The following is a 13041-nucleotide window of genomic DNA, read 5'->3' as shown; positions in this document are numbered from 1 at the left end:
GGCGGCGGTGAGCAGCAACCGATCCCTGCACGGCGTACCGCGCTGTGCAGGGGTTTTTTGTTGATGCAGGCGTCGGTGCTGAAGGGCTGACGTGGGTCGACAGGAGAAATCGTATGTCGCTTGGTGCCCCGCTGTCCGGCGTCCATATCGTCGAATTCGAAGGTCTCGGCCCCGGCCCGCTCGCGGGCTGGATGCTCGCCGGAATGGGCGCGCGCATCACGCTGATCGCGCGCCCGGCCGGCCGCACCAGCGCACCGGACGCGCTGCAGGGCCGCGACGGCGACTTGCTGCGCGAAGGCAAGACGATCGTCGAACTCGATCTGAAAACCGCGGCCGGCCGCGACGCGGCGCTCGCGCTGATCGCACAGGCCGACGCGCTGATCGAGGGGCTGCGGCCCGGCGTGATGGAGCTCCTCGGCCTCGGTCCCGACGATTGCGCACGCGCCAATCCGAAGCTCGTGTACGGACGGATGACCGGCTGGGGGCAGGACGGCCCGCTCGCGTCGGCTGCCGGGCACGACCTGAACTACGTCGCGCTGACGGGGTTGCTTTCATTGTCCGCGCCGCGCGACGGACGACCCGGCGTGCCACCGACCGTCGTCGGCGACGCGGGCGGCGCGCTGGGGCTTGCATTCGGGATCGTCTGCGCATTGTTCGACGTGCGTGGCGGCGGCCCGGGGCGAGTGGTCGATGGCGCGATCGTCGACATCGTATCGATGCTCGGCTCGCTCGCGCTGTGGGCACGCGCGAACGGTCAGCTCGACGGCGCGCAGCCGAGCCTGTTCCACGATGCGCCGTTCTATGACGTCTATCGCTGTGCGGACGGCGAATGCGTGACGATCGGCGCGCTCGAACCGCCGTTCTATGCGTTGCTGGTCCAGCGGCTCGGGCTGACCGATGTCGATCCGGCGTCGCAGTACGACCGCGCGCGCTGGCCGGCGCTGAAGGCGCGTTTCGCGGAGGTATTCGCGCAGCAGCCATCCGCGCATTGGCGCGCGCTGCTCGAAGGAACGGACGCGTGCTTCGCGCCGGTGCTGAGCGTGGCCGAAGCGGCGGTGCATCCGCACAATGTGGCGCGCGGGATCTACCAGGCCGATGCGAACGGGAATATTCGGGCGAGGGTCGCGCCGCGGTTCTTGCCGTTGAAGGGGAATGACCCAGGCTGACGAAGCTGCGCGCATGCGGTCTGCCGCTTGCCGCTGCGCGTGCCCCGTCGAGTTGCTTCAGAGCGGATGCGGTGGCTCAAGCTGTTTCCTCCGGCGCATCCGGCATCTTGCCGTCGCCGACACGATTGATCGTGCCTTGCGCGATCGCGACGAGCCGCTCGTGATCGCCGTCGATGACGAACACATGGCACTGGCAGGTCGCCTGATGCCGACCCGCATAGACGACCTTTGCGCGCGCAACGAGCGTGCCGTTCACGGCCGGCCGCAGGTAGTTGATCTTGTATTCGGCGGTGATGACGCGCGGGCCGAGCACGAGCGCGCCGGCGAACGTCAGCGCATTGTCGGCGAGGTAGCCGACCACGCCGCCGTGCACGAAGCCGTGCTGCTGCCGCAGCTCTTCCCGCACGGGCAGGCACAGCGACACTTCGTTGTCGCCGATATGCATCAGCTCCGTGCCCAGCAGCATGCTGAACGGTTGCGCGCGCAATGCGCCGCGCGCGCGGTCCGTGATGTCCGTCATCAGAATTGCCTCGCAATGCGTGTCCGCTTGCGCTGAACTCTAGGAAGGGGGATGCGGATAAGCAAGGAAATTCGTCCGCTTTTCGTGCAATTGCCGGCGCGATGCGACGCGATTATTGCGTCGAACGTGGGAGTTGTCCTCGTTTGACCGCGATTCGACAGGAATGATGGGGCAGCGGATCTTTATACGTACATCCCTAGCCGGGCGTCTCTAGCCGGGCCCCCTAGCCGGGCGTCCCTAGCCGGGCGCCCCTAGCCGGGCGCCCCTAAAGTCCGACGAAGAAATGCCGCTAATGCCGTGGCATTCCTCATTGCACCATCGTCGGCTCTCCAGGAAATCTTCCCCATGTTCGGAAAAATCAAGCTCGCGTCGGGTCTGCTCGGCGTGTTGACCGTGTTTTGCCTCTTTCTATTCGCGATCGAGGCGCTCGGCTTCTGGGCGCTCGCGTCGACGCGCAGCGGTGTCGACGGTCTGTCGAACGTCGCGATCGCGCAGGTCGACGCAGCCAGCCAGGCCACCGAGCGCCTGCTCGACGCACGCGTGAACCTGTCGCGTGCCGGCACGCGGATGGTCCGCGGCGGCCCGAAGCCCGACGACATCATCCGCCATGCGAGCGCTTCGCTCGCCGAAGCGGACAAGGCGTTCGGCGCGCTGACGGCCGCGCAGGCCGTCGACGAAACGAACCGCGCGCGCGTCGCGGCGCTCGCCGAGCGCTATCGCGCGCTGCGCGGCGCGCTGGGGGAACTCGTGCAGTTCCTCGACGCCGACAACATCCAGGCGTTCCTCGATCAGCCGACGCAAGGCTTCCAGGATGCGTACATCGCCGAACTGCACCGCTTCGTCGAGTACGGCGGCGCGTCGAGCCGCGACGCGCTCGACACGATCGACAGCGGGATGCAGTGGTTCAAGTGGGTCGGCATCGTGCTGCTGGTGGCGATGCTCGCGGCGAGCGCGGCGATTTACGCGGCCGCGCGGCGCGCCGTGGTCGCGCCGCTCGATGAAGCCGGCCGCCATTTCGAGCGGATCGCGCAGGGCCGGCTGGACGAAGCCGTGCGCGCGGGCGGCGTGTTCGAGATCGACCGGATGCTGCGCGGCCTCGCCACGATGCAGGCGAGCATCGCGGACACCGTGCGCACCGTGCGTCACGCGTCCGACGCGATTCACCTCGGCGCGGGCGAAATCGCCGGTGGCAACGCGGACCTGTCCGCGCGCACCGGCACGCAGGCAGCGTCGCTCGAGGAAACCGCCGCGAGCATGGAGGAGCTGACCGCGACCGTTCGCCAGAACACCGACAGCGCACGCGCGGCCAGCGCGCTAGCCGACGCGGCGCTCGACGCGACGCGCCACGGCGGCGGCGTGGTCGACAGCGTGATCGACCGGATGCGCGGCATCGCGCAGAGCTCGGGGCGGATCGCGGAGATCATTTCGGTGATCGACGGCATCGCGTTCCAGACCAACATCCTCGCGCTGAACGCGGCGGTCGAGGCCGCGCGGGCCGGCGAGCAGGGCCGCGGTTTCGCGGTCGTGGCGGGCGAAGTGCGTTCGCTCGCGCAGCGCAGCGCGCAGTCGGCGAAGGAAATCAAGGCGCTGATCGAGGAATCGGTCGCGCAGATCGACGGCGGATCGGAGCTGGTCGAGCGTGCCGGCGACGCGATGCGGACGGTCTCGGCATCGATCACGCGCGTCGTGCAGACGATGTCGGAGATCACGGCCGCGTCGGTCGAGCAGAGCGTCGGTATCGAGCAGGTGAACCAGGCCGTCACGCAGATGGATCAGCTGACGCAGCAGAACGCGGCACTGGTGGAGGAAGTCGCGGCGGCGGCCGCGTCGCTGAACGACCAGACCGCGCACTTGATGCAGGCGGTGTCGGTGTTCGAGCTGGGCGACGCGCGTGCGGCTCGCGGGGTTCGCGAGCCGCGCGCGTCGTCGATGGCCGACGCCGGTTACGAAGCGGTCGGCAGCGCCGCGTAAGCGGTCGCGAGATGGTAGGGCGTCGTCGACGGCATGTCGGCGCGCGACACCTGCCCGTCGGCCGACTTGCACTCGAACCAGCCGCGCGGATGCAGGAAGCGCGCGGCGAAGCGATCGATCTGCTGCGCGAGCGGCGCGGACGCCGGCGTGCCGCCGTGCGTCGCGAGCGCGCGCAGGTATTCGGTCTGAGCCCAGATCCGTTGCGTGTCGTCGATGCATGCGCCTTGCGCGTCGACGGCCGCACAGACGGCGCCCGTGTGCGGATCGATCCCGTGCTGCTCGGCGAACACGAACGCGCGCGCGAGCGCGTCGGCAAGCCCGGTTGTCGCGAGGCGCGCGCCGGCCGCGTCGACCAGATAGAACCATTCGAACTGATGGCCGGGCTCGAAGCGGTTGTCGGCCGCGCCGAGCGGCAGCTCGGCGACGCAGCCGGTCGCCGGGTCGACGAACGTGCGCTCGACCGCCTGCGCGGTGCGCAGCAGTGCATCGTCGAACGCCGCGTCGCCGAACGCATCGGCCGCCGCGAGCCACGCTTCGGTCAGGTGCATCAGCGGGTTCTGCAGCGCGCCGCTGCCCGATGACGAGAAATCGGCGTGACGGGCGGCGTCGAGCAGTGCGTCGCCCGGCTGCGGCGCGAAGCGGTCCTGGATCAGCGCGGCGGTTTCTTCGGCGACCGTGCGCGCCGCGGCGTCGCCCGACGCCGCATGCCATGCGGCGCACGCGAACACGACGAACGCGTGCGTGTAGAGGTCCTTGGTCGTGTCGAGCGGCGCGCCTTGCGCGTCGACGCTGTAGAACCAGCCGCCGTGGCGCGGGTCGCGGAAGCGGCTGCACAGCGAGTCGAACAGCGTGGCCGCGTGCGCGGTGTTGCCGGCCTGCGCGAATACGAACAATTGCCGGGCGCACGCCATGGCGCGATAACGGGTGACGGGCAGCGGTGCGTGGGTGGCCGGATCGACGGCCTCGAACGGCAGCCGCAGCGTGTGGTCGAACCCTGAACCCTGCCAGATGGGCAAGATGACGTGCGCAAAATGGTCGCGCAATCGGGCGGCCTGGGCGGAAGCGGAAGCGGGAACGGACATGGCGGGGTTGAGCGCTTGGATCGAATTGGGTCGGCGCGGCCCGGAGAGGCGCGGCCGGGGCCAAGGATAAACCATTCCGCGCGGCCATTCTAAAAAGGAGAAAAACCGGATGCTCGGCAACCTGGAACTCGTGATGCGACTGGTTCTCGCGGCGGCGCTCGGCAGCGTGATCGGCTTCGAGCGCGAGCGCCTTTCATGGGCGGCCGGCCTGCGCACGCACATGCTCGTCTGTGTCGGCGCGACGCTGATCATGATCGTGTCGGCGTACGGTTTCGCCGACGTGCTCGGCAGCAGCGACCACGTCGTGCTCGATCCATCGCGGATCGCCGCGCAGGTGGTGTCGGGCATCGGCTTCCTCGGCGCGGGCTCGATCCTGCTGCGCGGCGAGATCGTGCGCGGGCTGACGACGGCGGCGAGCCTGTGGTCGGTCGCCGCGATCGGCCTCGCGGTGGGCGGCGGGCTGTACGTGGCGTCGATCTCCGCGACGATCATCATCCTGATCATCCTGGCCGGCATCAAGCCGCTCGAGCGGCGCTACTTCACGGTGCGGCAGCGCCGCCAGCTCGCGCTGACGGTGGTGAGCGGCGCGCTGACGTTCGATTCGCTGCACGCGGCGCTCGGCCCCGACAGCGCGCGCGTCAAGCAGTTCATCGTGCAGCGCGCCGACGACACGGGCGAGCGCGACGAGGTGCGCATCGCGCTCGGGCGCGTGTCCGAGCTCGAATACCGCGCGATCTGCGACAAGCTGCGCGCGCTGTCGTGCGTGACGCGATTCGAGGAAGGCAACGGGTTGTCGGGCGACGAATAGACGGCATCCGACCGGCCGGATCGGCGATCGGTCATGCGACAATGGCCGACACCGATTCCGTTCGACCTTCGGTCCCGCGTTCGCGGGCCGGTAATCCGACTCCATGACCGAATCCGTTTCCCTGCCTCGCGCCCGTTCCCGCTCCGACCGTTCATCGGCCCGTTCGCGTCCGCGCTCCGCCGCGGCCGCGGCAGACACCGCCGCCAGGGCAACCGCGCGGTCCGGCGGCGCGGCGAGCAGCGATGCGCCGCGGGACGAACGCACGCTCGACCTGTTCGGCGATCCGGTGCTCGACCCGGCTGCGCGTGCGCCGGGCGTTGCGCGCGATGATGCGGTGGCGGACGTCGAGACGGCGGCCGCGGTCGCGGATGGCGAGGACGGCGGTCGGCAGTCGACGCTCGAGGGATTCGCTGCGAGCGGTGGCGCTGGCGGTGAGGTGGCGCAGGGTGCCGGCGTTACGACGACGGCGGCGTCTGCGTCGACGCGCGGTAACGGGGAGGTGGTCAACGCCGATGTCGACGCCGATGTCGTGCGCGCGGCCGCTGCCGATGCAACGAGGCTCGACGATGCGCGGCAGTCCGATGGTGTCGCCGTGACTGCAGCCGGCCAGCCGGCAATTGTTGGCGGTCCGATGACGGCCGGCAATGTGTCTGTCGATGACAACGCGGCCGCGACGCAAACCAGTCGCTCTATGGCGATTGACGGTGCGGCACGCGGTGAGGTCGACACAGTCGTCGGCGATCGTGCCGTGAAAGCGGCCGACGAGGCTGTAGGTGCGGCGACGGCCGTCACACACGGTGAAGCGTCGCGAACGCGCGGCGAGACGCCGAAAGCGCGTCGCGCATCCTCGGGCGGTAAGCGACGTGCGGCTAGCGGCGCGCGCGAAGCGGCGGCCGTGCGCAATGCGCCGGCAGCGGCGGCGGTTGGCGGCGAGCCGGAATCGATTCCGTCGCTGGACGTCGCGCCATCCGCTGACTCGCAGCCGATCGGGGAACTCGTCGAGCCCGCGACTGCCGCGACTGCCGCGACTGCCGCGACTGCCGCGACTGCCGCGACTGCCGCAACCGCCGCAACTGCGCCGAATGCGCCGAATGCGCCGAATGCGCCGAATGCGCCGAATGCGCCGAATGCGCCGAATGCGCCGAGCGCCTCGAGCGCCCGCGATACTGCGCCGGAACCTGCAATGTCCGCATCGCCGGTCGCGCAACCGGTCGTGTCCGCGGCGTCGTTCGTGACGAAGCCCTCGGCCGATCACATGCAACCAGCCGCCGGGGCCAGCGCGCCGGCCTTCGATCCCGACACGCACCTCCGCCCACTATCCGAGCGACTCGCCACGCTGCAGGCCGAGACGGCAGGCATCAAGCAGGCGGCCGATCGCGAGATGCGTCGCGTCAACCGCTTGCTGCTGGCGTTGGCGGTCGTCGTGTTCGCGGGGCTCGTCGCGCTGGTGCTGCAAACAAGACAGATCGCGCATCTGAAGCAGGATCTGGAGGCCCGGCAACAGCGGATCGATCGGTTTGCCGCCGATCTGTCGACGCAGCAGGCAACGCTGATGACGCTCGAGGAACATCACGAAGCGATGCTGTCGCAGGTCGACCGGCTTCAGCGCAATGCGAACCGCGAGGCGACCGCCGTGAAACGCGCACGCCGAACGCATTAAATCGTCCGACCCTACCTGCAAACCCAGGCCCGAGCAGGCCGGTCAGGTTCGGCAGTTCTGGGGCGGTGGTGGGAGTGCGACAAACTGATGCGGTGCGCTGGCAGACTTCAGGGAAAACCCTTAGAATGGAGCTCGTATAAGGGAAAACCCTAGCGCCATCTGTCAGGAGTCTCACATGAGCTTCATTCTTGCCCTGCTGCAAAAGATCGACGACCTGTTCGTCTCCCCGCACCTTCCGCTCGACGCGGAATATTCGTACGCTGCGCGTCACGCCGAAGTCGAGCGCCTGCGTCGTTCGAACCTCGTCCCGATCGTCCTGTACCGTCGCTGATTCGCTGATTCGCTGATTCGCTGATTCGCCGATCCGCCGGTCCGGCGCCCGCCGCCACTGCCTGCCCGATATCCGCCGCCGCATCGCGCGCCGGTGCGACCGTCCCGCTACACTGGAAGTCCGACTTCCCTTGCGACATCCGGGCCATGCTGCAGATGCGGCCGATGACGGCCGGCGAATTCGACGCATACCGCACGCGCGCCATCGACGGCTACGCGCGCGATCTCGTGTCATCGGGGCAGAACGCGACCGACGACGCGGCGGTCCGTGCCCGCGCGTGCTTCGACACGCTGCTGCCCGACGGCCTGCACACTGCCGGCCAGACCCTCGTCCAGCTGATCGATGGCGCCAGCGGCGACACGGTAGGCGACCTCTGGTATGCGATCGTGACCGAAGGCCCGAACCGCACGCTGTTCATCTACGACCTCGACATCGGTCCGTCCCGGCGCCGCCAGGGCTGGGCCACGCAGGCGCTCGCCGCGCTCGAGGCCGAAGCGCGCGCCCACGGCATCACCGAGATCGGGCTGTCGGTGTTCAATCACAACACGGCTGCACGTGCGCTCTACCGCGCCTGCGGCTTCGCACCGATCACGACGACGCTGATCAAGCCGGTCGTTCCGGGCTGACGTCATTCGCGTGCATGCCGGCGACGCGTGTTTCTTCGTTTCTTCGTTCTGGCGCGGCACAGGCAACCGGCCCGGCACCTCACGGGCCGGCCAGCGCCACAAGCAACATTCCCTATATATGGACAAGCGCCGGACGCCCATCGGACGATCCGGCGCCCGTCACGACGCGCTTCAACGCGCGCGGCCTTTCCATCTCCTCAGCAACAACGCATTGGTCACGACGCTGACGCTCGAGAACGCCATCGCCGCCCCCGCGATGACCGGGTTCAACCAGCCGAGCGCCGCGAGCGGCACGCCGATCAGGTTGTAGACGAACGCCCAGAACAGGTTCTGCTGGATCTTCCGGTACGTCCGCTTCGAGATGTCGATCGCATCGGCGACGAGCGCCGGATCGCCGCGCATCAGCGTGATGCCGGCCGTATGCATCGCGACGTCGGTGCCGGTCGCCATCGCGATGCCGACGTCGGCAGCCGCGAGCGCGGGCGCGTCGTTGATCCCGTCGCCGACCATCGCGACGATCCCGCCGTGCGTGCGCTTCAGTTCGGCCACGACGCGCGCCTTGTCGTCGGGCAGCACTTGCGCATGCACTTCGCCGATCCCGAGCGACGCCGCGACGGCCGTCGCGCTGCCGCGGTTGTCGCCCGTCACGAGCACGCTCGCGACGCCGCGTGCCGACAGCGCCGCGATCGCGGCGCGCGCGCCCGCCTTCACGGTGTCGCCGAACGCGATCAGCGCGAGCGGTGCACGCGGCGCATCGGCGCGCATCAGCCAGGAAATCGTATTGCCCGCGCGTTCAAGTTCCGCGGCACGCGCGTCCAGTTCGGGCGGCACGACGACGCCGAGTTCGTCGCGCCAGCGGGTGCTGCCGAGCGCGAGCAATTGCCCGTCGACGCGCGCTTCGACGCCGCGGCCGGCCACCGCGCGCGCATCGGCCGCGACGGCCTCGGCTGAGCCGGCGGCGGCGCCCCGCGCCACGGCATCCGCATCGTGCGCGGCGACCACGGCACGCGCGAGCGGGTGATCGCTGTGCCGCTGGACCGCTGCCGCGAGAGCGAGCGCTTGCTCACGCGGGATGCCGACGGCGTCGAACGCCGTCACGGACGGCTTGCCTTCGGTCAGCGTGCCGGTCTTGTCGAACGCGATCACGGTTGTACGCTGCGCGAGCTCGAGCGCCTGCGCATCCTTGATCAGCACGCCATGGCGCGCCGCGACGCCGGTGCCTGCCATGATCGCGGCGGGCGTCGCGAGACCGAGCGCGCACGGGCACGCGATCACGAGCACCGCGACCGCGTTGAGAATGGCCGTTTCGGTGCCGGCGCCGGCGATCAGCCAGCCGATCAGCGTCAGCACGGCGATGCCGAGGATCGCCGGCACGAACACTTCGCTCACGCGATCGACGAGCCGCTGGATCGGCGCCTTCTCCGCCTGCGCGGATTCGACGAGACGGATGATGCGCGCGAGCGTCGTCTCCGCGCCGATCGCGGTGGTTTCGACGACGAGCGCGCCTTCGCCGTTGATCGAGCCGGCCGTGACCGGATCGCCGTCGTCCTTCGGCACCGGCAGGCTTTCGCCGGTGATCAGCGATTCGTCGATGTGCGAGCGGCCCGACACGATCCGGCCGTCGACGGGCACGCGCTCGCCGGGGCGGATGCTGACAGTCGTGCCGACACGCACCTGCGCGAGCGGCACGTCGCGTTCCACGCCGTGTTCGACGATGCGCGCGCGGTCGGGGCGCAGCGCGTTCAGCGCGCGGATCGCCTCGGTCGTCTGGCGCTTCGCGCGCGCTTCGAGCCATTTGCCGAAGCGCACCAGCGTGACGATGACGGCCGATGCCTCGAAATACAGATGGCCCGGATCGGCGGGGTCGCGCAGCAGCATCCACAGGCTCAGGCCGAACGCGGCCGACGTGCCGAGCGCGACGAGCAGGTCCATGTTGCCGGTGCGCGCCTTCACCGCATGCCACGCGGCGCGGTAGAAGCGCGCGCCGAAGCCGAACTGGACGAGCGACGCGAGCACGAGCTGCAGCCAGCCGTTCAGCATCGCGTCGATGCCGAATGGCGCGACGAGCATCGGCGCGATGAGCGGTGCGCTGAGCACGGCCGAACCGATCACCAGGTTGCGTTCGCGGATCGCCTCGCGGCGCTTGCGGGCGTCGGCGGTTGGCGCGGGGTCGCTGGCGCGGGCTTCGACGCCGAGCGTGGTGGTGGCGCCGGCGCCGGTGTCCGCGTCCGGCGCGGCGGCAAGCGATGCGCGGTAGCCGGCCGTCGTGATCGCGGCGATCAGCGTGGCGGCGTCGAGTGGGCCGGCGCCGTGCACCGACGCGCGCTCGGTCGCGAGATTGACTGATGCGTGCGTCACGCCCGGTACCGCGGCGAGCGCCTTCTCGACGCGGCCGGCGCAGGACGCGCAGGTCATCCCGTCGATGTCGAGCTCGATACTGGCGGGGGCGGCGGGCATCGTGGGACTGGCGGCTACGCCGGCGGCATCCGGGGCGGTCGGCGTCGCGCCATAGCCGGCTTGCTTGACGGCATCGACCAGTTGCGACGCGGAAACGTCCGTTGCGGCATCGACGGTCGCGCGTTCGGTCGCGAGGTTGACCGACGCGCGCGTGACGCCCGGCACCTTCGCCAGCGCTTTTTCAACACGCGAAACGCACGACGCGCAGGTCATCCCGTCGATCTCGAGTTCGATCGTGGTGGCGGGCGCCGTCGCCGCGGCCGTGGCTGGCGGCGCTTCGCTGCCCGTCACGTGCGCCGCATGCGCGCCCGCGGCGGCTTCGACCGCCGCTTCGCGCACGGCCGCGCGATAGCCGGCTGCGCCAACTGCATCGACGAGCTGCGCGTGCTCGACCGTGCCGCGTGCGGTGACCGTCGCGGCATTTGCGTCGAGATCGACCGCGGCTTCGACGACCCCCGGCACGGCGGCGAGCGCACGCTGCACGCGGCCCGTGCAGCCGCCGCAATGCATGCCGTCGACGCTCAGTTCGATTGTTTGCACGCCCGCGGAAGCGAGTGGTTCAGTCATGTCGGATTTCCCAAAAGCGCGGTTCGTACCGCGAATGACTCCAGTATCAACATTCCCATGATGGGAAGGTCAAGGGGGCGATGCAATACAGGATCGTGTCGACGGCCGCCGCATTTTCTTCTGTCATGCCGCTCGGCGTCGGCGGCTGGCGGTTCGACAAGGGGCCGGATCAATGGAGGTGGCCGGCGACACGCCGGCTACCGCCCCGTCCGTTATTCGGCATATTGGGGGATGCCCTTAGGCGCTATGATACCGGCCTGACATCAGCGCCCGCCGAGCGAAGCGGTGACCGGGCAGGCTGGGGTGCCTTGCTTTCGCCGAGCGTGAGTCGAACAAGGCGTTGACTGACAAGAACGATATTCGGCCAGTACTCAATGATTGAAAACCTACGAGAATCCATTTCTCCGCGGCGCGCGGCAGGCGCGTCGCTGGCCATCGCGGCGCTGCTGGCAGGATGCGCGTCGCAACCGGATGCGATCCAGCGCAAGACCGGCTGGATGCGCGCCGAAGTGGCCGACTCCTATGTGTATGCATATCCGCTCGTGCTGATGGACGTCGCGAAGGAAGCGGCGACCGGCGGCGACGGCGCGCAGCCGGGCCAGGCACCGCTCAACACGCTGCGTCACGCGCAGGCGCTGCCGCCCGTCGGCGCGCTCAACCCGCCGCTGCCGGGCGTCGACACGCTCGACTCGACCGGCTGGCTCGACGTCGGCGCCGAGCCGGTGATCGTCACGCTGCCCGATACCCAGGGCCGCTACTGGGATGCGCGCGCGCTCGACATGTGGACGAACGTGTTGTGGTCGTCGTCGAGCGTGGCAACGCGAGGCGCACGCGGCGCCGCGAGATCGCAAACGATTGCGTTTGCCGCGAAGGGCTGGCAAGGCACGCTGCCGAAAGGTGCGTTGCGGATCAACGTGCCCTCCGCCAACGCGTGGCTCGAAGTGCGGCTGCAGACGAGCGGCGGCCGCGACCTCACCAACGCGAAGAAGCTGCAGCGCGCGATCCGTGTGGTGCCGCTATCCGTCTATACGGGCAGCGCGCGCGGCGCGTCGGTCGCGGTCCACGCGGGCAGCGCGCCGTCGGAAGCCGTGAGCGGCGGCACGCCGGCCGAGCAGGTCGCAGCGCTCGACCCGAAGGCGTTCTTCACGCGCTTCGCGCAGGCGTTGCAGGACAACCCGGCACCCGCCGACGATGCACACGCGCAGGAACTGCTGACCGACATCGGCGTGTCGGCCGGCTACCCGGTGCTGTGGACGGGCGACCGGCTGAGCGCCGCGACGGCCGGCGTCGCCGAGGCGCGCGCACGGCTCGCGGCGCCGCCGCCGAATCTGCTGAACGCGAACGGCTGGAGCTGGCTCGGCGACACGGCCGGCAAGTACGGTCAGGACTACGCGCTGCGCGCGTACGCGGCCTACACGCAGTTCGGCACCGCGACGCGCGACGACGAGACGCTCGCGCTCGTGCACGTCGACAGCGACGGCCACCCGCTGAACGGCGCGAACCGTTACGTGCTGCACTTCGCGCCGGGCGCGCTGCCGCCGGTGCGCGGATTCTGGACGCTCACGCCGTACGCGACCAACGGCGCGCTGCCCGACGTCGGCTCCGCGCGCCGCTCGCTCGGCGATCGCGACCGGCTGCGTCGCAATCACGACGGGTCGATCGACGTGGTCGTAGCGGCGTCGCCGGGCACGCACACGGCCAACTGGCTGCCGGCGCCGCGCACCGACTTCGCGCTCGCGCTGCGCCTCTACGCACCGAAGCCGCAAGCGAGCGACGGCTCGTGGATGCCGCCCGCCGTCGTCCGGAAATGAACGGATAGGCGCCGCCGCTGTCCGATTCGCGGGCGCGGCGCT

11 protein-coding genes are annotated in these 13041 nt (G+C 69.8%); 7 read left to right on the top strand and 4 right to left on the bottom strand.

Annotated elements, in window-relative coordinates; translation table 11 throughout:
* Positions 1–113: 113 nt before the first annotated feature.
* Positions 114–1166 (top strand): CaiB/BaiF CoA-transferase family protein, encoded by a 1053-nt coding sequence (locus C7H84_RS29160; protein ID WP_121862044.1) that lies wholly within the window; start codon positions 114–116, stop codon positions 1164–1166.
* A gap of 76 nt (positions 1167–1242) precedes the next feature.
* On the opposite strand, the gene C7H84_RS29155 is transcribed toward C7H84_RS29160, so the two are convergent.
* Positions 1243–1686, bottom strand: a complete 444-nt coding sequence (locus C7H84_RS29155) for a PaaI family thioesterase (RefSeq protein ID WP_121862043.1) — start codon at positions 1684–1686, stop codon at positions 1243–1245.
* Between the two features lie 345 nt (positions 1687–2031).
* On the opposite strand from C7H84_RS29155, the gene C7H84_RS29150 reads away from it, so the two are divergent.
* Positions 2032–3657: a methyl-accepting chemotaxis protein gene (locus C7H84_RS29150; RefSeq protein ID WP_121862042.1), complete on the top strand. Its 1626-nt coding sequence runs from the start codon at positions 2032–2034 to the stop codon at positions 3655–3657.
* On the opposite strand, the gene C7H84_RS29145 is transcribed toward C7H84_RS29150, so the two are convergent.
* Positions 3630–4739, bottom strand: a complete 1110-nt coding sequence (locus tag C7H84_RS29145) for an AGE family epimerase/isomerase (protein ID WP_121862041.1) — start codon at positions 4737–4739, stop codon at positions 3630–3632. The two genes, C7H84_RS29150 and C7H84_RS29145, sit on opposite strands and share 28 nt — an antisense overlap.
* Before the next feature lie 109 nt (positions 4740–4848).
* On the opposite strand from C7H84_RS29145, the gene C7H84_RS29140 reads away from it, so the two are divergent.
* Complete coding sequence (locus C7H84_RS29140; protein WP_121862040.1) at positions 4849–5547, top strand: MgtC/SapB family protein; 699 nt, start codon at positions 4849–4851, stop codon at positions 5545–5547.
* A 151-nt stretch (positions 5548–5698) separates the two neighbouring features.
* On the opposite strand, the gene C7H84_RS37685 is transcribed toward C7H84_RS29140, so the two are convergent.
* On the bottom strand, positions 5699–6343 hold the full coding sequence (locus tag C7H84_RS37685) for a hypothetical protein (RefSeq protein ID WP_346428399.1): 645 nt from the start codon (positions 6341–6343) through the stop codon (positions 5699–5701).
* Positions 6344–6730: 387 nt separating this feature from the next.
* On the opposite strand from C7H84_RS37685, the gene C7H84_RS37680 reads away from it, so the two are divergent.
* The 3 genes from C7H84_RS37680 to C7H84_RS29125 all read left to right on the top strand — a co-directional run bounded on the left by C7H84_RS37680 (position 6731) and on the right by C7H84_RS29125 (position 8164).
* Positions 6731–7207, top strand: a complete 477-nt coding sequence (locus tag C7H84_RS37680) for a hypothetical protein (protein WP_121862038.1) — start codon at positions 6731–6733, stop codon at positions 7205–7207.
* A gap of 175 nt (positions 7208–7382) precedes the next feature.
* Positions 7383–7538, top strand: a complete 156-nt coding sequence (locus C7H84_RS36595; RefSeq protein WP_162999399.1) for a hypothetical protein — start codon at positions 7383–7385, stop codon at positions 7536–7538.
* A gap of 146 nt (positions 7539–7684) precedes the next feature.
* Entirely contained in the window at positions 7685–8164 is a 480-nt protein-coding gene (locus tag C7H84_RS29125; RefSeq protein ID WP_121862037.1) for a GNAT family N-acetyltransferase, read from the top strand.
* Between the two features lie 171 nt (positions 8165–8335).
* On the opposite strand, the gene C7H84_RS29120 is transcribed toward C7H84_RS29125, so the two are convergent.
* Entirely contained in the window at positions 8336–11188 is a 2853-nt protein-coding gene (locus C7H84_RS29120; RefSeq protein ID WP_121862036.1) for a heavy metal translocating P-type ATPase, read from the bottom strand.
* 374 nt (positions 11189–11562) lie between these two features.
* Between C7H84_RS29120 and C7H84_RS29115 the strand changes: the two genes are divergently transcribed.
* Positions 11563–12999, top strand: a complete 1437-nt coding sequence (locus tag C7H84_RS29115) for a DUF1254 domain-containing protein (protein ID WP_121862035.1) — start codon at positions 11563–11565, stop codon at positions 12997–12999.
* The last annotated feature ends 42 nt before the right edge of the window (positions 13000–13041 follow it).

This window comes from Burkholderia sp. Nafp2/4-1b, assembly GCF_003635165.1.
Taxonomy (GTDB): Bacteria; Pseudomonadota; Gammaproteobacteria; order Burkholderiales; family Burkholderiaceae; genus Burkholderia.
The sequence above is the reverse complement of the archived record's forward strand: the minus strand, read 5'-3'. Positions and strand labels throughout refer to the sequence as shown.

What these genes read in the sequence shown, in the direction of transcription:
- C7H84_RS29160 (WP_121862044.1), top strand. Translation starts at nt 114, where the DNA reads ATGTCGCTTGGTGCCCCGCTGTCCGGCGTCCATATCGTCGAATTCGAA.
- C7H84_RS29155 (WP_121862043.1), bottom strand. Translation starts at nt 1,686, where the DNA reads ATGACGGACATCACGGACCGCGCGCGCGGCGCATTGCGCGCGCAACCG.
- C7H84_RS29150 (WP_121862042.1), top strand. Translation starts at nt 2,032, where the DNA reads ATGTTCGGAAAAATCAAGCTCGCGTCGGGTCTGCTCGGCGTGTTGACC.
- C7H84_RS29145 (WP_121862041.1), bottom strand. Translation starts at nt 4,739, where the DNA reads ATGTCCGTTCCCGCTTCCGCTTCCGCCCAGGCCGCCCGATTGCGCGAC.
- C7H84_RS29140 (WP_121862040.1), top strand. Translation starts at nt 4,849, where the DNA reads ATGCTCGGCAACCTGGAACTCGTGATGCGACTGGTTCTCGCGGCGGCG.
- C7H84_RS37680 (WP_121862038.1), top strand. Translation starts at nt 6,731, where the DNA reads ATGTCCGCATCGCCGGTCGCGCAACCGGTCGTGTCCGCGGCGTCGTTC.
- C7H84_RS36595 (WP_162999399.1), top strand. Translation starts at nt 7,383, where the DNA reads ATGAGCTTCATTCTTGCCCTGCTGCAAAAGATCGACGACCTGTTCGTC.
- C7H84_RS29125 (WP_121862037.1), top strand. Translation starts at nt 7,685, where the DNA reads ATGCTGCAGATGCGGCCGATGACGGCCGGCGAATTCGACGCATACCGC.
- C7H84_RS29120 (WP_121862036.1), bottom strand. Translation starts at nt 11,188, where the DNA reads ATGACTGAACCACTCGCTTCCGCGGGCGTGCAAACAATCGAACTGAGC.
- C7H84_RS29115 (WP_121862035.1), top strand. Translation starts at nt 11,563, where the DNA reads ATGATTGAAAACCTACGAGAATCCATTTCTCCGCGGCGCGCGGCAGGC.